Genomic DNA, 20,984 nt, shown 5'->3' on the forward strand with positions numbered 1-20,984 from the left:
TCGAAACTTGATCTCGGTCATGTTCAAATCGATTAGCGTTATTATATAGTATAGATGATAGAATTTCTCAATTAAAGTACGATAAAATGTATCTATATATTAAAGGAGCGAACACCCATGCAACTTCTTACATGCCAAAATCAAACAGCTTTAAAGGAACGCCTTTATCATGACGAATACCAGACCGTTATGCATTTATCCCTGCAAAAAGGACAGGAAATTCCCGAACATCACGGCGGCGATGCGGAAGTGACCGTAATTCCCGTGCGCGGTGCCATTGTTTTCACCGCGTCTGGTCAATCGGAACATCTTGTACCCGGTAAGCTTGTGCACCTGAACGCTCAGGAACTGCATGCCGTGCGTGCCGAGGAAGACAGTGATGTCATTCTCGTTAAATCAACCGCCGGTCCCGTACGCGGATGCTGATTGACTCGAAAAATAAATAGGGAAGTGATTTCCATGGGAGAAAAGCCTAAGTACACACGAGTCGATCGTGATACGTGCATCTCTTGCGGTGCATGTGAAATGGCTGCTCCGGACATTTTCAATTATGACGATCAGGGTCTTGCCTTTTCAATTATTGACGACAATAAAGGGATCAAACCAATTCCGGAAGAGTTGCTTATGGATCTCGAGGATGCTTATGAAGGTTGCCCGACCGAATCAATACTGGTATCCGACCATCCTTTTGACACACTTGGTCATTCAGACACTAATGAATAAGAAAGCCCGAGTTAAAATGAGCATTCAGATTAAACGTATTTATGAACCGGTGCAGGACTCTGACGGCTTGCGCATTCTCGTTGATCGTATTTGGCCGCGCGGCATGTCAAAGGAACATGCCCGTCTTGATGACTGGATGAAATCCGTCACACCGAGTCCGGAGCTGCGAAAATGGTTCAATCATGAACCGGCAAAATTCACTCGCTTTCAAGAAGCTTATCAAAAGGAATTGTCTGAGGATGAAGCGAAGCAGCGTGGTGTCGAGACATTAATGAAACTTAGCCGTACGCAACCGGTCACTCTGCTTTATGCGGCAAAAAGTCCGACGTGCAATCACGCGTTGGTACTGCTTGATTTTATTAAGAACAAGGAGAACAGCGATGACGATTAACGTGATCGGCATACTCGGTACGATGAATCCTGACGGTTTGACATCACAAATGCTTGCCGCCGTTTTGGAAGGTGCAAAAGAACAAGGGTGCACCGTTCAAAACATCTATTTGGACGCCGATACATTAAATCAAATGGAGTCCGGAGGCGATCACGAAAGGCGTCAAAAGCTGAACACCGTACTCCGCGGGGCTGATTGCTTTGTTCTTGCTTCTCCAACCTATTGGGGCAACATTTCCGGATCAATGAAACAGTTTTTGGACAATCTGCGTCCCGAATTGATCCATTATTCTTCAAAGGGCGACCTGCTTCCCGGCAGCTATCAAGGAAAAGGCTATGTGCTGATCACGAGCTGTATGGCAAAAAAATGGATCAATCGGCTCAGCGGTATCACTGACCAAACGTTTAAAGCCATGGACTTGCCACTCAGCGCTGCAGGTATGCATCGTCTCTCTGAAGCGGTCTGCACGGACACATATGGCGTCCATTCCTTGCCGCCCGCCAAATACGAAGCATGCAAAAAGATTGGCGCACAGATTCCGAAGCAAATGCAGAGAGGGGGATTTACATTGAAACGCTACATTCAGCTGTTTTTCATGCTGGCCGTGACCATTCTGGTTGTCATGGGTATCCAGCAAGGGCTCAGTGCCCTGCACATGATTCAGCTGCATCACTTTTGGATCAATTATCTCTCATTTGTTGTGCTGAGCTACCTGTTCCTGTCATTAATGCTCCGTTATTTTGCCGTATTAAAACACCGACGTTCTTAACAACTGTAAAAAGCTGCCCTGTACATAATGACACAGGACAGCCTTTTTTATTGCTCCACTTTTTGCTCACGCTGCCGGTCTGCAAGCCAAAATGCGATGCCAACCAGCATCATCAGTGTCATTAGTAGAACGTAGAGAAGAATAGCACCGTTCAGGCCCGTCCAATGCGAAACGATCCCGAGTCCAAGGATTGGAAGACTGACGCCGAGATAGGTAAGCACATAGAACGACGCGATAATATCGCCGCGCGATTCATCCGGTGAAATATGATTGGTCAGCGCAAGACTTCCGGCAAAAGCCGGACCATGGCCAAAGCCAATCAACAAAGTGGTCAGGACCAAAAAGATCAACGATTTCGTTTCCAATACGGCAATCAGCGAGGCAAGACCGGCGATCATCACGATAAAGCCGATAATTGACAGCTTTTGGAGCGCTATGCGTTTGAGAACAATCTGGCTGACGGTCGAAATGCTGAGCACAAGCGCGACAATCGCACCGGCAACCGCTAAATTTGAGCTCCCCACCAATTGGTTCGTATAGCTCGGGATGATCGACAGCATCAAGCTCATGATTGACCAAGCAATGAACGAGGTCATACCGGAGAGATAAAAACGACCGATTAGGGCACGTGGAACAGCCGGGCGGCGTACATGAATAGCGACAGGTCGTTTCACTTTTTCGCTCATGTAAAATAGACCGATAAAGCCGGGAATCGCTAGGACCATGTGAAAAAGATAGGCCAGCTGCATGGGAAAGGGCGCATATTCACCCAGAGCTCCTGATAAAACAGGGCCAAGTGCATTACCCACCGTCACAGCCATTGATCCGACAAATGCCGCTTTAATCCGATTCTGTTTTGTATCAAGTTCCGTTAATGCCGCAACCGCAACCCCATTCATCATCCCAACGGATAGTCCTTGAAAAATTCGTGCGATGAGCAGCATCGTAAAGTTGGTAGAAAGTGCGAATAATAGTGATCCGACAATGATAAAAAAGACACCTGGAGTCAGCAGCTTCTTCCGTCCCAATTGATCGGACAGCTGACCGGAGATAATAATCGTTGGAATGACGACAACCGCATAGATTGCGAAAAGTAACGTGACCAAACTCGGCGACAAATGCCACTGAGCGCGATAAACAGCGAGCAGTGGCGAGGGTATATTTGTCCCAAGAAGAGTAATGCATAAACTATATGCGACAAGCCAAAAAGCGACGGCGCGTTTCGAAAAGAGCGCACTCAATTTTCCGCTTACTGTATTTCCTGACAGAACAGGGCGCGCAACCTTCACATGGAGCACACCCACCAAATCATTAAGCTGACCGATCACCCGTTCAAGAACAGTAGGCTCAGATTTCAGCGAAATTTTCATTTTAGAAGTATGCATTTCCTTATAAGTGCCAACCGTTAATGCATCAATGTTTAATCCATATTGGCTAAAAAGTTGGGAAACCTGTGCTAAGATACCCGGCTGGTTAGTAACAATGACCGAAATCCGTTGGGTTTTCATCTTCTTCCCCCTTTTTACTTCCTAAGTTTTATGATATCATTCGTCTATCTATATAGAAAATATCTGTTTTATTTGTTTGTCATACCAATAAGGTATAGGGAGGTTCATCGATGGATATCCGGCAACTCCGCTATTTCTTGGCCATCGCGAAGGAAGGCCAAATTACGCGCGCTGCTAAGAAATTAACTATTGAACAACCGCCATTGAGTCGGCAATTGAAGTTGATTGAGGAAGAACTGGGCGCGGTTCTATTTGATCGGCAAGGAAAACGCATGAAACTGACTGAGGCCGGAGTCGTTCTGCGAGCCAAAGCGGAAGCCATTCTCGGGCAGATGGACGAGACCGTTACCGAGATTCAGGAACTAAATCTCGGCATCAAAGGAATGCTCACTATCGGATCCGTGTTTTCCTGTGCTTCTTTGTTGCCGGAGAAAATCGCCTACTTCCGCCAGCGTTATCCGCAGGTCACCTTCAAGATTCTAGAAGGCGATCATGTCGTTTTGGGGGACTATTTGGAGAACCGCAGCATTGAACTGGTTGTCACAAGATTGCCGTTTGAATCCAATAATGACCCAGGCAAATACGAAACGCTAAGACTGCCCTCCGATCCGTTTGTGATGATCGTGCCTACAAGTGGAAACTTGGGAGGAAAATCCACTTTTTTATTAAAGGATTTGGCAACGACACCGCTCATCGCTTTGAAGAGCGACAAAACCGTACAGCTTAATGAAAAAATCGTCAACGAATGCCGACGATTAGGGTTTGAGCCAAATATTGTTTGCGAATGTTCCAGCGTCTCGATTACTATTTCCTTAGTGATTGCCGGAATCGGCGTAACCATCCTGCCTAAATCTGTGTTGTCCGCCTTTTCTGTCGCGGACATCAAGATGTTTGAGCTTCCCGATATCACCATTCAATCGGATGTCGGCATTATCTGGTTAAAGGACCGTTATGTAACGAAAAAGGCGCGCCGGTTCATTGAACTTTTTAAAGAAAATAACATGAATGGGGAGAAGGCAAGATGAAAATCAGACAGGTCCGCATAAATGATTTGGAGCAGCTCATTAGTCTTGAAAATACAGGCTTTACACCCGAAGAAGCAGCAACGAAGCAGGCGTTCATCAATCGAATTGAAACGATTCCCGATACGTTCTTAATTGCCGAAGAAAAGGACAAGATCATTGGCTATGTGAACGGTCCGGTCATTCCGATTCCGTTTATCACTGACGATTTATTCGAAACAACCAAAGCTAATCCGAACAATGGCGGTTACCAAAGTATTCTGGGCATTGTCGTCGCTCCTGGCCATCAAGGAAAGGGTATTGCAGGCGAGCTGCTCCGCTCCTTTGAAAATCAGGCTCGTGAACAAGGTCGATTAACCGTAACACTCACCTGTCGTCAATCGCTTATCCCCTTCTACGAGAAGAACGGCTATGTAAATCAGGGCATTTCAGAATCGCAGCATGGAGGTATTCAGTGGTTTACTATGAATAAAAGGCTGTAATTCAGATCGCTTTCTTCTTGTATTCCTTCTCTGCAAAAAGCCGCATTTCTCTTGAATCATCTATACGTAGCGCAAGAGGACAACCAAGCATAAATTAGATTAGCTGTACAAAAGGAAATACGTTTCCGCGCACAGTTAAACTCATTCAAAAAGGGTGACTATTTATGCCTATCATTAAATCTTTTATGGCCAGTAGAAAATTCGCTTCAACGCTTGGTGAAGGAACAGGTACAGGTGCAACCTTTGCAGTAACAGCAACCAGCTTTACTGATGACACCGGTGCCGCAGCAACTGCGTTCCCAAGCTCTTTCGCCTATTATGAGCTCTACATTAATGGCGTTATCCAAACCTCTGATACCTCTACGGTTACAACAACCGCCATCACAATTCCGGACGGCGATACGCTTGATGGCGCAACGCCAATCACAGTAGCTTTTGTCGTCAACTAATAATGATCGGCTATGAAAGCGATTCGTCCCAACAGTGGCCGCAAGAACTATCAAAAAAATTGATAGATCACGGTGACGGATAACGAAGAAGAGGGTGTCTCACCAGCATTGACTGTTGAGCACCCTTTTTCTATGCCGATTCAATTTTAATGGATTGAAGAACAATTGGCGCACCTGTAGTCAGTACATCATTGGGACCCGTAATGGCCAAAGATCCGGCGGATACCTTGTAAAATGTGGACGGTTGAAGCATTCCATTGACAAACAAATTAAAATAACTGACACGTTCCGGATCAGGTATATCCTGACTCCCATACTGTGCTAATCCATCCGTATTTGTATACGTTTGTTTTCCCTCAACCCCGGTTGCGATATAGTAGGTTGTTTCCGCTTTGAGCACGCTTCCCGGAACAGGAACTGATCCACTGCAATTAATCGTAATTGTCTGATTAACTCCATTTGAATTTGTATTTGTATTTATGTCTCTTTTTTCTGAATGCAGCTTCGTTTTTTGAATTCGGCGGTCTGGTACTTCTTTTCTTTTCCTTAAGCTATAATCGTCCGGTCTGTCAAAGAAATCGGTCAACACATACCACCTGCCTCGCACATTGATACCATAGCTTATTAAGTCATTTAACTACCTGTTTGTGCATCTGCCCGTGTTGCCGATATTCTTTATTTGACAGTGAAAAAGCAAGCGGACACAGCGCCCACTCGCTTTTTCATCATTACATTTTTCACCTGTCATTTTTCCGGTTTAAACGTCTTACAGTCTGTTTCTTCGACATTTGATGCCTGCTTGCCTTTATGACTAATGACATAAATGGCGTTCGCAGAGCAATGGTTTCCTTCATCCCAAAACGTACAATTGTTTACCTCACAGAGCACATCTTTAGCCAAGTCGCTCACCTCCTCCGGAACTAGTATTAGCAAGCTCCGAGGGATCAATACGACAACAGATCGGTTTGATTCACTGTTTATTATGCATTATTACATGTTCAGACTATGATGTTTTCGGCTCTTACTGCTCACTTGGCCACGATCACTAGTCTGATGCTTGAGTGTCGGGAACACCGTTTTATCAAAGACACCAACCAGCGAACCTTGAAATAATAGTGCAAAAATAGTGCCGATGTTGATTGCATAGAGTTGATGTGCATCAATCCAGCAAATAAGGATGATTACAATCGGTGGGGAAAAAGTTACAAGCTGAGCGACCGTCGCACTGCCTTTAAAAAATTTAAAGCGAATAATCTGCATCAAATCATCGCATGGATGAAGCATCAAATTCACTCGCTGATAAATAGAGATGGCAAGCGAGATAAAGCATACACCAACTATATCGAGCGCAACACGCACAATAAGCGGCAATTCATTGATCCCGATAGCAACGAGATATGCGCTGATTAGTCCGATCAAATAACTGAATGGAACCATGAAAATCATATTACCGATAATGCGGTGCCAATCGATTTTACCAATAATTAAGGCATTGATAATGATGACAAGAACGCCTGAGGCAAACAAGATCAAACTCAATGGTATACTTGTCAGCGCAGTGAAATTCACTGCTGACGCCGTCCAAAGCGCACTTCCCAGATTCAGTGAGACAGTCAGCGCATTTCCAAAGGCGTTAAAAATAATCGAGATCATAAAGTACACTAGATTTTCATTATGACTGTGGGTGTGGGCGGGCAATACATGCTTAGCGTACACGAACATTTCCTTCCTTTACTTAAATCTTTCTTATCCCATGAATGCATAGGATGGTGGTGAAGAATAGTCAGCAGGGCGCTATATTCTTCACTCAATTCGTTTCATCTTAACTCTTCCTCGACATATGTTCAATGAAAAATTTATGGCGAAGTCCTCAAATCAACTAAAGCCCTGCACATCATACCCTTCTGCCCATTTATTCTCGCCTCATCGATGGAAACAATCCGCTCCTCATAAATAGAAGGAAAGAAAGAAGAAAACAAACAACTGTGAATATGCTGAGCGTTTTAAATCCTCCTGCATTCGCGTAAAGCCAGCCGCCAAGCGATGATCCAATGGTTGTGCGCAAATACATCGACGCATTAGCCAATGATGAAATGGTGCCTCGCACCGTTGAAGACAGATTTTGCAATGTGTTCATCATAATTGGAAAGATCATGCCCAATATGAGAAAAAGAAAGAAATATGCTGCCGTTACATAAAAAAGGCTTGGCAAATAAGGAAGTCCGCCATAAATCAGAATCACCAGACCCATTCCAAATATAAATGAAGAATAAACGCCTATACTATGAACAAATCCGCTACTGAAAAAACTGCTGAGCATGTTGCCAAATCCAAGCACTAGAATCACAGTTCCAATACCGGCCACATTCAGCTGAAATTGATCAGACAACCAAATCCCGATAAATGAAAATGCTGCAAAGTTCCCCATTTGGAAGATGAAATAAGCAAAAAATGACTGTTTCGATCCAGGGTTTCTAAGCAGCAGCAAATAATTTTTCAGAAGAGAACGTCGCTCTCCCTCTTCACGTGCAGGCGGTAGAGACGGCAAGAGAGCTATAATAAGACAGACCAGCAAACAAGACCCCGCACTAATTGAAAAAAATGGTATTCTCCATCCGAACAGAGCGAGATAGCTTCCAATGGGAACTCCTAACATCTGCGCCGCAGCAAGTCCTGCTGTAGCAATTCCCATTCCCTTCAGCACTTTATCTCTCGGAACAAGCTGCGGGATGGCGGCCCATACTTGCGGTGATGTGATGGCCGCACTCATTCCTGCTAGCATGCGAAACAGAATCATTAACCAAAAGGTTGATGCAAATCCACAGAGAAATGTAAAGAAGGCAAAGCTAATTGTGCCGGCAATCATAACTGTCTTTCGATTCCACTGATCAGAAAGCGGCCCGACGATCAGCGCAAACACGGCATACCCTAAAGCATAGGCAGATATAATCCAACCAGACTGCTCAACTGATATACCATAAATATACCGAAGTGTCGGCAGTAATGGAGAGACTAGGAACGTATCCGTTCCTATGATAAACGTTAAACAAAAAAAGACGCTGATCTTTAATTTCATAATTTGTTCCCCCATCAATTTCTGTTGTTCGATAAATATAGAACAATAGAAATTGTAAGGCAAAACATGGTATTATTCAATTAATAAGTAATGACGAAGGTGATCTGAAATGAGGAGTCTCTACCATCCAAGTCTCCAAGAAATTAATCTTCCAACTGTACTTCACGCACTCAGCGACCCGGTTCGATTGACGATCATTAAGCGATTATCAGAACATGGTGAGCAGTCGTGCAGTGAATTAAATCTTTCAGGGCCAAAATCGACCCTATCTCACCATTTCAAAGTACTAAGGGAATCAGGTGTGATTCACACAAGAATAGAGGGCACACAGCGCTGCATCTCGATTCGCAGCAAGGATTTAAATGTTCGTTTTCCAGGCCTTCTGGACGTCGTACTGCGCGGAATTGAAGAGGACTAAGGACAAACTTAAGAAAAACCGGGCACAGAGCGCCCGGTGCTGAATCGTCGCTTCGGTTACTCGCTTGCCGCGGGCGCACCGCGAGCCTCCTCAAACAGGCAGAAATCTGCGTAACGCGGCCGGAATAAAATAAGCGGAGATTTTCCGCTTATATGCATCCTGGCGCTTGTTTCACAGGTACATAAGGGTAATTTTTCCGCTTATGCACAGAAAAACCCTCCATTTTCACGTTTTTCGATGCGATAAGCGGAATTTTTCCGTCTATTTAAGCTATTTTTTCGTTCATTTTCAAAATAAGCGGAACTTTTCCGTTTATTTCTCAGATTGGGTGCTTATCTGATCGCCCAACCGAATCTTATGACCTTATCGTCGTACCGGCAAGGCAAAACGCTATACTTTTATACGTAAATAGGGCATTTTATATTTTCATTCAAGCGGGTCATGGATGTTTCTTTACTTACAAAAAGGCTGCCGTAAAATGAACGGCAGCCTCATTTATAACTATGATTAATTATCGGAAACAGTCAACTTGTCATCGGGATAGATGAGCTCAGAGGACAGATTATTCTTTTTCATTAATTGTTCTACCGTTGTTCCATGTTTCTTGGCGATTGACCAGAGTGAATCGCCTGACTTTATCGTGTATTGCTCTGATGGGTCCTGCAGATTTATCTTTTGTCCCGGATGGATCAATGTATCTTCGAGTTTGTTTATTTGCTGAATCTTTCGCACAGAGATTCCATTTTTATTCGATATCGCCCACAATGTATCCCCTGTCTGAACAATGTATACACCGTTATTTATCGTTTGTGATGAGCTTGTCTCATTTGAGCGAGAACTTGAGTTATCAATTTTAGGTGTGGTCACCTTAGATGCCTGACTGTCATTTGCTGAGGATTGCGCATTAGTTTGTGTTGATTTTGTCTGATCAGCAGTTGATGCTGGGGCACTTTGTGTCACACCCGTCTGAGCATTATCTGTCGGCGCTTGATCGCTCGTTGTCGCTTTTGATTGAACAGACACGGAAGCCTGTTCATTAGACGTATCGCTTTGTGTCTGCGTGTTCGTAACCGATTGTGCCGATGACGATTGCTGATCGGCTGGTTGATTGCCTGTTTCAATCCTTCGAGCAGTGACAAATTTCGGTTCCCAATAACTTGATGCCCCTCCACCGAAAATCTGCGTTTCACGTACTCCGGTTTTTTCATTTTCTGCACTAATCATGCGATTATTGCCGACATAGATGCCCACATGCGAGATGCCTCCGCCTGATGTACTGAAGAAAACAAGATCGCCAGGCCGAAGATCAGAACGGCTGACCGACGTACCGTAACCCGCTTGTGCTGCCGCGCTATGCGGCAACTGTACACCGAGCTGTGAAAAGACGCGCATTGTAAACCCAGAGCAATCATTTTGTCCCCAAGAATAGGCTGAACCGACTCCTTGCTGTGCTAAATTAACCACAGATGTCGCCGATTCCGCATCTGCTTGATAAGATCCAAACCCCGTGACGGTTAATCCGCCGATTAGCGCAAGTGATACTATACTTTTTTTCATCATGTTTCCCTCCAATGTATGCTTCCAAAATTTCTCTTTTTCAGTGATTGTCTATGTAACTCCTGCCAACACACCTAATCATAGGCTTTGAAGGTTGCATTCCAATAACATCCTATTGACAGCACCAATACAATCTGATGACAAAAAGCATCAACATGTTCATATTCAGACTATATTTTAGAATCACTAACATCTAGGAACAGTTATGGAAATATATGGGCAAGCAGTGACGGTTTCGAAGAGTCATACACCTCAATATACCTGTCATAAGCTTTTAGAAACAGAAGCATAAAAAAAGCATCGGCCTGCAAGGCATAGTCTAAAGCATATCAGGGAAATACATTAATAAAGTGGTTAAAAAAATGAAATGGATTCGGCTTAAGAGATGGTCCAATCAGTTAGTGGTTATTCATCTAGTACGAATTATCTGTGCGTGGTTAAAAATCATAGCTTTCAGAAAGGAGTTTTCTAATGCTGCATGAATTGTCTGCATTGAATCCGGTGCTGCTTGCTTTGCTTGCCGGACTTTTCACCTGGGGTTGCACTGCAGCCGGAGCATCACTCGTTTTTTTCTTCAAAGATTTAGACCAGAAGATGGCTAACGTTATGCTCGGCTTTGCTGCCGGTGTTATGATTGCCGCCAGTTTCTGGTCACTGCTTGCCCCGGCAATCGATCTGAGCGAAGAAATGGGGAAATTTTCATTTGTTCCCGCTTTAATCGGCTTTCTGCTTGGCGGCGCATTCTTGCGACTTGTGGATCGGCTCATCCCGCATCTTCACTTTGGTTTTCCCGTAGCCGAAAAAGAGGGCCCGAAAACAAAGCTGCGCAAAATCATTTTGCTCGTCCTGTCCATCACAATTCATAATATTCCGGAAGGAGCGGCTGTCGGTGTCGCTTTTGGCGCTATTGTCTCTGGAGACACAGAATTAATGATTGCTGCAATTGTTCTTGCATTTGGAATCGGAATTCAGAACTTTCCAGAAGGCGCGGCTGTATCCATTCCGCTTCGCGGGGAAGGAATCTCACGAGCGAGAAGTTTTTGGTACGGACAACTATCCGCCATTGTGGAACCCGTTTTCGCTGTCCTGGGTGCTTATTTGGTTGTCCACGTGTCTCCAATCTTACCTTATGCTCTTGCGTTCGCGGCCGGTGCGATGATCTTCGTTGTCATCGAGGAACTCATTCCGGAATCACAGCGCGAAGGCTCGACCGATTTAGCTACCGCCGCAACCATGCTTGGTTTTTCCGTGATGATGATCCTTGACGTTGCACTGGGATAACCAATGACGGGCACTAATCATCTTACACTGTTGGCGATCTGGTTAGCCGCCTCTAACACAGTCAGATCACTGACATCCATTTTTACGGTATTCATTTTTTCATACAGCCGCAAGCGAGCGATGCTGCCTTCGATTGAATCGACGGCCCTTATTCCCTTTCGTACATCCTGCATGATGTGGGATCTGAGTACATCTTCGGAACAGATAAGCGAGATCTTGTGAAGCTCATAGTCACCTTGGAGGCGATTCAAGATATCTTCGAAGATTTGTTCTTGATGCATCACCCAGCAAAAAATGATGTAGTGAAAGCCGGAATTCGCCAAATACGCGTTAAGCAGGTGCGTAATATTGTTAATGACCATCCGCTTATTTTCTTCCGTGAACACCCACGGATTCATCTTCCAGCACCAATCGCCATCTAGATACACACTTGGCATGAGCTGATCGGATAATTTCTCGGACACAGCACTTTTTCCAACTCCCATCGTGCCGTTGATCATGATTAATTTTTTCATGTTCCCTGCCCCTTGTAATAATGATTTCTATTGCCAATGATATGGGCGATTAAGCTCGGACGGCAACTTGGCAGCCGCGTCACCCTTTGCGGAATTCAGCTGCGCCTGCGTCAGAAAAATGCTGCCCGTTAAATCGGCACCGCTTAGATCCGCGTCGCGCAAATCAGCACCAATAAAATCGGCCGCTCTTAGGTCGGCACCCCTCAAATCGGCGGCAATTAAGTAGGCGCCTCTAAAATTCGCACCTACAAGATCAGCACCGCTCAACTTCTTACCTATAAGATCGGCGCCCCGATAATTTTTCCGCTTTTTCCGGCTTAGTTTTTGGTCTTGCCGCTGCGTTTCCTGCCACACGAGTTCGCTCGTTCTCAAAAAAAGATCATTCAGCTTTGCATGCTGTGATTGGAGATCGAGAGCTATAATTGAATCTGAACTGAGTTGACTCAGTCGTTCGGTCTCATCGAATGCTTGGTAAAGTTCACTATAAATAGGCTGCGCCGCTGTCCGCGCCATCGACAGCTGAAGATACCAAAGCAACTCATGAATCATGATCATTTTTGGAAAAACAGCAAACATACTGCGGGCAGTTTCCGCATGCTCACGCCAGTCCACGCCGTGAAAAGTGACTTGCGAAACTTTTTGTCCTGCTCCAAAGCATTCAAAAGCAGTACAGCCTTTAAATCCTTTTTCCCTCAATCCGCTATGGATACGGCAGCGAAAATCTTGTTGCAGATTGGGACAAGGCTCACCTGCTTGTTTATTAAAAGCAAAATCCGCAGAGTCGGCAAAGGGCAGTGCCACGCAGCACAGACCAAAACATTTTTCACATTCTGGTCGCAGCATCTTGCGAATCGACTGGGTATTACGTACCTCACGCACAATCAGCACTCCCGTTCAAATTACTTGTATGGTTCAAGTATACAGGATTCATCGTTCGTTTGTTCATCTTCTATGCGCAACAAAAAAAGATCAATTCCATCCCTAGACTGATGAACTGATCCACTCATTGGACTAACCTAATAAATAAAGGAGCTGTTCTTATGCGACACTGCGCATTTAAGAAGTTCGGAAAAGGAAACGAAACGATTTTGTTTTTTCCTGCTGCCGGTTTTTCAGGCATGGAAGGAGAAATAATCGCTGATTTTTTTCAAGATGATTATCAAGTGTACCTCTGTGACACACCGGGATATGGGAAAAGTAGCGGATTTGATCACTCAATTAAGCCAAAAAATATTGCTGATTGGCTAATCACTTTTCTTGATGAAGAAAAAAGAGAACACGTTCATCTGATCGGACATTCGGCCGGTGGCTTCGTCTGTCTCTGTGCGGCTTACTTTTATCCGAACCGAGTAAAAAGCCTCACCTTGCTCGATACCTGCCACTTTAATCTGCCGCGCCTGCCTTCGGAAATGGGCAAAGCGGCAATCTGCATGCCTCTCATTAGCCTGCTCTCCCGCATCTTCAAACGAAAAACGCACACATTTTCCGGACGCTTTATCCTGCCGGCGATCGAAGACTCGGAAGCCAATAATTCAGAGGATGATTTTAAATCCTTTTGCCAATGGATGCATCTTGATCCTTCAAATCAATATGTTGCTAAAGGCTTTTATTATGCCTGTCTCCCTTTAAAACAAGAAGCGCTACCCTTCCATCTCTGTCACTATCAGACGAATGTGAAAAAGATGCTTTCTCAAGTGCGGCAGCTTCCCGTCTGCCTCTGCTACGCCACCTATAAAGGCATTGATCATAAAAGAGAGCAATTTGAACAGATAAATGCCGCCTCGTTCACCGCTCAATCAAACAGTGACATTGTTAAGGTTCCCGGCGCGCATTATGTATTGTGGGCAAAGGAATCACCGCTGCCGAAGATCGCCACATTCATTAAGTCCGTTTGATTTATCGTTCATGATTGTTTTAAAAACTTGCTATAATAACAATGCACAGATCTCAAGGTCTCTTACACAATTAAACTATTCCTGTGAGGTATCCCATGAAAACACTCTATGTATCGGATCTTGACGGTACACTGTTGAACAGTCAATCCATGCTCTCCGAATACAGTACGGAAACACTGAATCAGTTGACTGATGACGGAATGGCCTTTACCTATGCAACGGCGCGGTCACTCATTTCAGCTTCCGTAGTTACGAAGAATCTGAGAACGCCGATCCCGGTCATTATCTATAACGGCGCATTCATTGTCGACGCGCGAACTGGTGAACGGCTTGACTCCGCCTCATTCAATGAGCAAGAGATACGCGCTGTCGCAGAATGGCTTACGGAACGGAAAATTTATCCCCTAGTCTACGCTTTTATTGATGGCGTAGAACATGTAAGTTGGCTCAGAGGTTACGAAAACGACGGAATGCGTCATTATCTTCATTCAAGAAAGGGCGATCCCCGCTTACGATCTGTTGCCAACATTCATGACCTATATACTGGAGATGTCTTTTACTTTACATGTATCGGTGATCAAGATCCCTTGAACGAGGTACATCAACGGTTTAGCCGAGAAGGCAACTATCAATGTATTTTTCAACAGGAACTTTACCGTCAGGAATACTGGTGCGAAATGATGCCAACCAAGGCGACAAAAGCCAATGCCATTGTCCGAATGAAAGAACTTATGGGCTTCGATCAGATTGTGTCATTTGGCGATAGAGTGAATGATCTGTCCATGTTCTCAATCTCTGACCAAGCGTATGCCGTCGAAAATGCCGTGGACGAGTTAAAAGAACGAGCAACCGGAATCATCCAATCAAACGATGAAGATGGTGTCGTCCGGTGGCTGGAGCAACACGTCCATGTAGATTAACCCTTGAACGGAATCACTTCTGATTAATTAGTTTTAATACCGTTTTCAATCGCATCAGCCAGGCCCTGTGGATTCTCCCACGCCATCGAATGCCCGGCATTTTCTACGATTTCAATGGACACACCGTGTTCCTTAAGCACCTGCGTGTCCGCGTCCGGCAATGAACGCTCACCAAAGATAAACGTCCTCGGACAATCAAGTGAGTATAATACTTCTCTTCCTGAAGGCTGTTGTCCTTTTGCTGCGGATTTAGAGATTAAATAAGCTGCCATTGGCGACCATAGAGATAAGGATGCTGCCCACATTTGATTTCCGCTATTCCGACTTTCCTCTACTAATTCTCTAAATCCATTTTTCAGAAATTCATTTTGATCAAAATCCGCAATATATTTGCTGGTCGAGCCTTCATTACTTTTATCTAAATTCGCTTCACTCAAAATGATTCGATCGACATGTCCTCTGCATTGATCTGCTAAAGATAGAGCCACTGCTCCTCCCAGACTATGCCCGAATAAGATAAACGACTCGAGTCCCAGCGATTCAACAAATTCTTTAAGATACTCCGCATGTCCCTGAACTGTATAACTGAAGTTTTCCGGTTTATCACTATAGCCTGCGCCCAAAAAATCAACAATCACGCAGCGGTGATTTTTCAGTGACACCTGAGCTGCCACTTGCGGATAGTCAAAGGAACCGGCACAACCAAGTCCATGAATAAACAGAATCGGACGCTCTGTGCCTGGAAAGTCGTTATAGCGAAGAACTGCGTTCGCTTTTTTCACAAAATACTCGTTCATAAAAACACCTCTCTAAACAAAACTATATCAAAATCGTAGCATAGAGATGAAGAGATAAATCGTCGTTCCGGATCGTTTTTATCAATCGCACAGAAATTCCAGTGATCAACGGAACAGAACTTTTGTTTGATTGTCCCTAATACTGCGTCTCGATCACGCTTCATGGTTTCCCGCTTTCATTCCCGGTTCAAACTTTCGGCTTTGATCAAGCGGTTTTTCTTTTGCAGTCAGAACCTCCGGATCCAGACAGAATACTGCCGTCGCACTGCCCATGGATGAGCGGTACTTTTCAACATGGTTTCGCGACAATGCTCGATCGTAGTAGCCGGGAACATATTTATCCAGCAATTTTTGCATCGCTCCTGTCGCTTCATCCCAATCCGTTAGATGCGTCACTTTGCCAAAAACCATAACGCTCATATATGCCGTGTCCGTGTGCGCGGGTACAGGATGAGCCATCGTTCCGTATTCTTCGCAAACCGTAAAGCAAATGTCCGCATTTGCTTTCATTAAATCTGCTTTTTTGCCTTCATCCGCTCCATGAAAATAAATCTTATTGTTGTACCAAACAAAATTAAGCGGCACCACATAGGGGTATTCCTTATCGGAAAGTCCTAAAAACCCAATCCGTGCTTGTGTCAAAAAATCATTAATTTTCTCAGAGTCGCGACATTCGAGCATCTTTTTTCGCAATGGGCGCATAGTATTTTCCACCTTTTCTGTCATTTGTCGTTTATAATCTTTATTATAAAAGGGACTGTATCTTTTGAAAGACACAGATTATGTTTTTCGAGGCAGTACAGAGGTGAAAGAAAAATGGAGATTATTCCCGAGCTTGATGAACGTTTAAAAGACCCTTTGTATATTCAGTTGTATCGTTACTTCAAACAAGAAATTGAAGAATCCATCCTACACAAAGAGATGCGTCTTCCTTCCATTCGCTATCTCGCCGATCGTTTAAAAGTAAGCAAAACAACGGTGCAAATGGCGTATCAACAGCTTCTTGCCGAAGGATATATTGAAAGCCGCGCACGCAGTGGTTATTTTGTGGCACAGCTGGACAGCACGTTTAGCGAGGCATCGGTCACCGCTCATCCGCCTCGCATGCATGAGGCGGCTCCACTTCAGAAAAAATGGCCGATTTCTTTCGATTTTTTTATGTCGGACATCGATACCGCGCATTTTCCACTGGATGCATGGCAAAAATGCGAACGTAAACTGCTGAATAACACGAATCGGGATGTGCTCAAATATGGCGATTTTCAAGGTGAACGGCGATTAAGAGAGGAACTTTCTGACTATCTGCATCGTTCTCGCGGTGTCCATTGCAGACCAGAACAAATCGTTATTGCTGCCGGCACGCAGTCTGTTTTGACCATTCTCTATCAGCTCATTAATTGGCAGCATCATCGATTAGCAATGGAAGAACCAGGTTATCAAGGTGTCCATCGGTCCTTGCAGGGAAAGAAAATTCAATTAGCGCCTATTTCTGTTGAAGAAGACGGGCTGTCGGTAGATGAACTGAACAAGATTCAAGCAGACGCGGTCTATATCACACCTTCACACCAATATCCGCTTGGCATGGTGATGCCAATTGCAAAGAGAATGAAGCTGCTTTCCTGGGCTAATGAACATAACGGTTGGGTGATTGAGGACGATTATGATGGCGAATTCCGCTATCGAGGCAAACCGATTCCTGCTTTGCAGGGGATTGATGAACACAATCGTGTGATTTACATCGGTACGTTTTCGAAATCCCTCATGCCTGCGATTCGAGTGAGCTATATGGTCCTGCCTCCTGCTTTACTAGAGACTTATCAGCGTCTTGAATGGCGACAAACCGCTTCGCGCCTGCATCAACAAACCTTAGCACTTTTTATCGAGAACGGACAATGGGAGCAGCACATTCGCAAAATGCGGACGATCTATAAGAAAAAGCAGGCGTTACTTTTAGAAACAATCAGGACGGAGATGGGCCGCCATGTTCGTGTCAGCGGACAAGATGCAGGACTGCATATTGCCATTCATGTAAAAAGCAAATGCCCGTCGCGAACACTGATCAAGCAAGCAAAAAAGGCAGGCATACGCGTATACGAGACCTCTGCCTACCTGGTCCAAAACAAAGATATGACTTATTCGTCTATTTTACTTGGATTCGGCGGATTATCGCCAGATGAAATCAGACAGGGGATTAAACTTTTGCACAAAACTTGGCTACCTTACTACTCATAATCCGAGCCGCATTTCTCAATACTTTTTGATTTAACTGGAAGTTAACAATGAGAAGAGAAACATGGTGAGAATTCATGCCGAACAAAATCAATACGAATGAAAAAAATAAAAACTAAATGACATCATTTGGAATGCTCATTAAATAGTTCTGAAATCGCCATAAACGCTTTCGTTGTCTTGTCTTGACTGGCTTCGATCTTTGACAGGCGGACATTGGTTTCAATTTGAGCAGTTTCCAGATTGCCGATACGGTGGTTCATGACCGATTGTCCGGCACTCAATTCGTCAAAACGTTTGTCCATTGATTCCAAGCGCGCGTCTACTGATTCAGAATGTTGATCTACTGACACAAAATGCTGATCTACCAGTTCAAAGTGCTTGTCTACTGATTCAAAACGCTTGTCCATCTCATCAAAACGCTTGTCTACCAGTTCAAAGCGCTTGTCTACTTCATCAAAACGCTTGTCTACCGATTCAAAGCGCTTGTCTACACTTTCCTTAAAATCAAGCAGTATTTTTCTCGTGTCCGTGAGTACCTCGAACAATTGATGAAATTCACTTTCCTTACTAGCCATACATTCTCCTCCTTTCGTGTGGTTTCTGTTATTATACAATAATTCGACCATCACCAAAAGTATTTTCGGAGTATTCCATGAATTTATAGGATCGGCAAAATTTATGCTGAAAAAATCGAACTTACATACACATGAATTAGGATCACTTATCGCGGCTATTGATGGATGAGCCGGTCGCTTGTGAGCAAACACGGAGCAGCGTAGTATGAGAGCAGGGGGCGAGTAAATGATTACAGTGAAGAAAAGTCATACAGCTTTTATGGCGGCCATTTTATCCGGATCTGTGCTTAATCCGCTAAACTCATCAATGATTGCGCTCGCACTGCACAGCATTCAGCAGGATTATCATCTCACATTTGCGACAGTATCTTGGCTCGTCTCCGCCTTTTATCTGGTGAGTGCTGTCGGACAGCCGGTAGCAGGAAAAGCGGGCGATCTGATCGGACGACGAAAATTATTTCTCGGGGGACTTATGCTCTCTGCACTATCCTGTTTTTTTGCCCCGATAGCATCCACCTTTTTTCTGCTTCTAATCATGCGCCTGCTTCAAGCAGTCGGCAACAGCACAATTTATCCATCCAATGTCGCCCTGGTACACCAGTCGGTCAGTCATGAAAAACAAGGGTCTGCGCTCGCTGCTCTGGCGATCTGCGCATCGGTTATGACTGCGTTTGGGCCGACGGTTGGCGGCTTTCTCATTGTCTGGGGCGGTTGGCCGACTATTTTTTACGTCAATTTTCCCTTTATCGTTGTCAGCCTTGTTCTCGGTCTGATCGTCTTTCCTAAAGACATCAAAAATCGCTCCTATCGTTTTAAAAATTTTATGCGGCAGCTTGACATTCCCGGAATCATGCTCTTTTCCATCAGCATCATCGGCTTGCTTTGGTTTTTGCTGACAATCAAAGAACATGTGACTTACTGGGCAATCTTTGCGGGTCTGATCGCAGCTGTGCTTTTTATCTGGAGAGAAAGCAAAATACGTGATCCTTTTATTGATCTGCATTTGCTGAAAATGAATCATCGTCTTACGCTTGTTTACCTACTTTTCATTCTGCTTAACGTCGCCAACTATTGTCTTTTTTACGGAATGCCCGCTTTTTTTCAAAGCGGTATGCACCTCGGCATTCGCGCGAGCGGCGCCATGATGCTGACCATGTCCATGGCAAGTGTCGCCGCATCTCTGATCACCGGACAGCGAATCGATCATTTGGGAGCTGCCGCGCCGCTCAAACTGGGTGCTCTGCTGACTGCGAGTGGATCACTGCTGCTCATGATCGTCGCTTTTGATCGCTCGCTTCTTCTCATCGGCCTTTTCCTGCTCTTGATTGGTTGCGGCTACGGTATCGGCAATGTCGCATTGCAAACGATGATGTTACGCGAATCTCCTGAAGAAATGGTCGGCACAAGCGCCGGTCTGTTCCAAACCTGTCGTTTTATTGGTTCCATCAGCGCTTCGGCTGTGCTCGGTGTCGTCTTCGCAAGAACGATTACATCAACGGATTTCCTGATTCTGACCTGGGTACTCGCTGCCGTCAGCATTCCCGCTGCCTTCATCAGTCTCACTTATTTCCGGGCCCATCGCACTGCTTAAACGGATATATAGCTCACATGTTCAATTCAGCAACCGCGCGACATCACGGATCTTCCATTTTTTGTGCAGATTCTCCCTCGTATAAATCTTTTCAGGACTTGCGGATACCTCGTCATAGGTGCCGTCCTTATGTGTACCAACGACGAGCGTCGCATGATATCTGCTGTAAAAAACAATATCCCCGACTTTTGGTTTTGTTGCCTTGCGGACAAGCATTCTATTGGCACGCGCATAGTCATAAACATTGCGCACACGGCGGTAAAAATATGGCGTCGCAGGTGTATTGGTTCCACCTTGCGTCTCGTAATGGCTCGGGTTCTGCGCATAATCCTGTTTAAGCAGCTGATCAAGGGAAATACCCGCATCCGCATAGGCAATCCGCGGAACATCAATACAAACGATAAACCCCATCTTCCCGCCTATATTTCCATGCCCGCCCTTCAGCGGATCATAGAGGACACCTACGAGACGTTTTGCTTCCGTGACAACATCCTGCTTATTGGATCTTCCGTTTCCATTGGCATCACTGTCTTTCAAATTGACAGCACCGTCTCCATCGGTATCCGCATCAAATTCATTGACGATGTGATCATGATCCTTATCGCCGGAAAACACCTTCCGATCATGAAAACCGTGGAATTGATAGAGAAATAAACCCACGAGTGCACAAATCACGACAAGCGCAGCAGCAGAAATAACGAAAATATGTCTTTTTTTCATCATGCCCTCCCCTATCTACAACAGCGTTCTTTTGTATCGTATTATACAACACAAATGGAGGCG

The 20,984-nt window shown here is 44.8% G+C and carries 25 protein-coding genes; 13 read left to right on the forward strand and 12 right to left on the reverse strand.

From position 1 onward, the window contains the following. Positions 1–117 precede the first annotated feature (117 nt). Genes ABWW58_RS11520 through ABWW58_RS11535 form a run of 4 tightly spaced genes read left to right on the forward strand, consistent with a single transcriptional unit; the run spans position 118 to position 1,883 of the window. Positions 118–426, forward strand: coding sequence for a cupin domain-containing protein (locus tag ABWW58_RS11520; RefSeq protein ID WP_353869280.1), 309 nt, complete (start codon positions 118–120; stop codon positions 424–426). Positions 427–459: 33 nt separating this feature from the next. Further along, complete coding sequence (locus ABWW58_RS11525; protein ID WP_353869281.1) at positions 460–723, forward strand: ferredoxin; 264 nt, start codon at positions 460–462, stop codon at positions 721–723. 16 nt (positions 724–739) lie between these two features. Then, positions 740–1,114: a DUF488 domain-containing protein gene (locus ABWW58_RS11530; protein WP_353869282.1), complete on the forward strand. Its 375-nt coding sequence runs from the start codon at positions 740–742 to the stop codon at positions 1,112–1,114. After that, positions 1,104–1,883: a flavodoxin family protein gene (locus tag ABWW58_RS11535; RefSeq protein ID WP_353869283.1), complete on the forward strand. Its 780-nt coding sequence runs from the start codon at positions 1,104–1,106 to the stop codon at positions 1,881–1,883. The genes ABWW58_RS11530 and ABWW58_RS11535 overlap by 11 nt, the downstream gene beginning before the upstream one ends. Positions 1,884–1,930: 47 nt before the next feature. Here ABWW58_RS11535 and ABWW58_RS11540 read toward each other — a convergent pair whose 3' ends face one another. Beyond that, positions 1,931–3,391, reverse strand: a complete 1,461-nt coding sequence (locus ABWW58_RS11540; RefSeq protein ID WP_353869284.1) for an MFS transporter — start codon at positions 3,389–3,391, stop codon at positions 1,931–1,933. Between the two features lie 110 nt (positions 3,392–3,501). On the opposite strand from ABWW58_RS11540, the gene ABWW58_RS11545 reads away from it, so the two are divergent. From ABWW58_RS11545 to ABWW58_RS11555, 3 genes are all read left to right on the forward strand, one after another. Further along, positions 3,502–4,416 carry a LysR family transcriptional regulator gene (locus ABWW58_RS11545; RefSeq protein ID WP_353869285.1) on the forward strand — a complete coding sequence of 305 codons (915 nt, stop codon included), beginning with the start codon at positions 3,502–3,504 and terminating at the stop codon, positions 4,414–4,416. Further along, positions 4,413–4,895: a GNAT family N-acetyltransferase gene (locus tag ABWW58_RS11550; RefSeq protein ID WP_353869286.1), complete on the forward strand. Its 483-nt coding sequence runs from the start codon at positions 4,413–4,415 to the stop codon at positions 4,893–4,895. Before ABWW58_RS11545 ends, ABWW58_RS11550 begins: the two co-directional genes overlap by 4 nt. Before the next feature lie 164 nt (positions 4,896–5,059). Then, on the forward strand, positions 5,060–5,344 hold the full coding sequence (locus tag ABWW58_RS11555; protein ID WP_353869287.1) for a DUF4183 domain-containing protein: 285 nt from the start codon (positions 5,060–5,062) through the stop codon (positions 5,342–5,344). A gap of 130 nt (positions 5,345–5,474) precedes the next feature. Here ABWW58_RS11555 and ABWW58_RS11560 read toward each other — a convergent pair whose 3' ends face one another. The 4 genes from ABWW58_RS11560 to ABWW58_RS11575 form a co-directional block, all read right to left on the reverse strand. Continuing rightward, positions 5,475–5,930, reverse strand: coding sequence for a DUF4183 domain-containing protein (locus ABWW58_RS11560; RefSeq protein ID WP_353869288.1), 456 nt, complete (start codon positions 5,928–5,930; stop codon positions 5,475–5,477). 158 nt (positions 5,931–6,088) lie between these two features. Beyond that, the gene (locus ABWW58_RS11565; RefSeq protein WP_093673208.1) at positions 6,089–6,244 is read right to left on the reverse strand and encodes a DUF1540 domain-containing protein; all 156 of its coding nucleotides are present in this window, start codon (positions 6,242–6,244) and stop codon (positions 6,089–6,091) included. Positions 6,245–6,334: 90 nt separating this feature from the next. After that, entirely contained in the window at positions 6,335–7,060 is a 726-nt protein-coding gene (locus tag ABWW58_RS11570; RefSeq protein ID WP_353869289.1) for a YczE/YyaS/YitT family protein, read from the reverse strand. Positions 7,061–7,256: 196 nt separating this feature from the next. Then, a complete protein-coding gene (locus ABWW58_RS11575) occupies positions 7,257–8,420 on the reverse strand; it encodes an MFS transporter (RefSeq protein ID WP_353869290.1) in 1,164 nt (387 codons plus the stop codon). A 109-nt stretch (positions 8,421–8,529) separates the two neighbouring features. Here ABWW58_RS11575 and ABWW58_RS11580 point away from each other — a divergent pair, with 109 nt between their 5' ends. Further along, on the forward strand, positions 8,530–8,838 hold the full coding sequence (locus tag ABWW58_RS11580; protein WP_353869291.1) for an ArsR/SmtB family transcription factor: 309 nt from the start codon (positions 8,530–8,532) through the stop codon (positions 8,836–8,838). Positions 8,839–9,345: 507 nt separating this feature from the next. On the opposite strand, the gene ABWW58_RS11585 is transcribed toward ABWW58_RS11580, so the two are convergent. After that, on the reverse strand, positions 9,346–10,395 hold the full coding sequence (locus tag ABWW58_RS11585; protein WP_353869292.1) for a C40 family peptidase: 1,050 nt from the start codon (positions 10,393–10,395) through the stop codon (positions 9,346–9,348). 471 nt (positions 10,396–10,866) lie between these two features. On the opposite strand from ABWW58_RS11585, the gene ABWW58_RS11590 reads away from it, so the two are divergent. Then, positions 10,867–11,676, forward strand: a complete 810-nt coding sequence (locus ABWW58_RS11590; RefSeq protein ID WP_353869293.1) for a ZIP family metal transporter — start codon at positions 10,867–10,869, stop codon at positions 11,674–11,676. 17 nt (positions 11,677–11,693) lie between these two features. Here the strand turns inward: ABWW58_RS11590 and ABWW58_RS11595 are convergent, their stop codons facing one another. Together ABWW58_RS11595 and ABWW58_RS11600 are read right to left on the reverse strand one after the other, a co-directional pair. After that, complete coding sequence (locus tag ABWW58_RS11595; protein ID WP_353869294.1) at positions 11,694–12,191, reverse strand: ATP-binding protein; 498 nt, start codon at positions 12,189–12,191, stop codon at positions 11,694–11,696. 27 nt (positions 12,192–12,218) lie between these two features. Then, the gene (locus tag ABWW58_RS11600) at positions 12,219–13,034 is read right to left on the reverse strand and encodes a pentapeptide repeat-containing protein (RefSeq protein WP_353869434.1); all 816 of its coding nucleotides are present in this window, start codon (positions 13,032–13,034) and stop codon (positions 12,219–12,221) included. Between the two features lie 197 nt (positions 13,035–13,231). Here ABWW58_RS11600 and ABWW58_RS11605 point away from each other — a divergent pair, with 197 nt between their 5' ends. Both ABWW58_RS11605 and ABWW58_RS11610 read left to right on the forward strand, forming a co-directional pair. Then, complete coding sequence (locus tag ABWW58_RS11605; RefSeq protein ID WP_353869295.1) at positions 13,232–14,086, forward strand: alpha/beta fold hydrolase; 855 nt, start codon at positions 13,232–13,234, stop codon at positions 14,084–14,086. Between the two features lie 95 nt (positions 14,087–14,181). Next, a complete protein-coding gene (locus ABWW58_RS11610; RefSeq protein ID WP_353869296.1) occupies positions 14,182–15,006 on the forward strand; it encodes an HAD-IIB family hydrolase in 825 nt (274 codons plus the stop codon). A 23-nt stretch (positions 15,007–15,029) separates the two neighbouring features. Here ABWW58_RS11610 and ABWW58_RS11615 read toward each other — a convergent pair whose 3' ends face one another. Together ABWW58_RS11615 and ABWW58_RS11620 are read right to left on the reverse strand one after the other, a co-directional pair. Further along, entirely contained in the window at positions 15,030–15,803 is a 774-nt protein-coding gene (locus ABWW58_RS11615; RefSeq protein ID WP_353869297.1) for an alpha/beta fold hydrolase, read from the reverse strand. A gap of 153 nt (positions 15,804–15,956) precedes the next feature. Continuing rightward, a complete protein-coding gene (locus ABWW58_RS11620) occupies positions 15,957–16,505 on the reverse strand; it encodes a pyridoxamine 5'-phosphate oxidase family protein (protein ID WP_353869298.1) in 549 nt (182 codons plus the stop codon). A 114-nt stretch (positions 16,506–16,619) separates the two neighbouring features. Between ABWW58_RS11620 and pdxR the strand changes: the two genes are divergently transcribed. After that, complete coding sequence (pdxR, locus tag ABWW58_RS11625; protein WP_353869299.1) at positions 16,620–18,035, forward strand: MocR-like pyridoxine biosynthesis transcription factor PdxR; 1,416 nt, start codon at positions 16,620–16,622, stop codon at positions 18,033–18,035. A 122-nt stretch (positions 18,036–18,157) separates the two neighbouring features. On the opposite strand, the gene ABWW58_RS11630 is transcribed toward pdxR, so the two are convergent. After that, the gene (locus tag ABWW58_RS11630) at positions 18,158–18,610 is read right to left on the reverse strand and encodes a hypothetical protein (protein ID WP_353869300.1); all 453 of its coding nucleotides are present in this window, start codon (positions 18,608–18,610) and stop codon (positions 18,158–18,160) included. A 226-nt stretch (positions 18,611–18,836) separates the two neighbouring features. Between ABWW58_RS11630 and ABWW58_RS11635 the strand changes: the two genes are divergently transcribed. Continuing rightward, the gene (locus ABWW58_RS11635; protein ID WP_353869301.1) at positions 18,837–20,201 is read left to right on the forward strand and encodes an MFS transporter; all 1,365 of its coding nucleotides are present in this window, start codon (positions 18,837–18,839) and stop codon (positions 20,199–20,201) included. Between the two features lie 21 nt (positions 20,202–20,222). Here the strand turns inward: ABWW58_RS11635 and ABWW58_RS11640 are convergent, their stop codons facing one another. Beyond that, complete coding sequence (locus ABWW58_RS11640; RefSeq protein ID WP_353869302.1) at positions 20,223–20,921, reverse strand: DUF1287 domain-containing protein; 699 nt, start codon at positions 20,919–20,921, stop codon at positions 20,223–20,225. Positions 20,922–20,984 lie beyond the last annotated feature (63 nt).

Source organism: Sporolactobacillus caesalpiniae (assembly GCF_040513385.1).
GTDB lineage: Bacteria > Bacillota > Bacilli > Bacillales > Sporolactobacillaceae > Sporolactobacillus.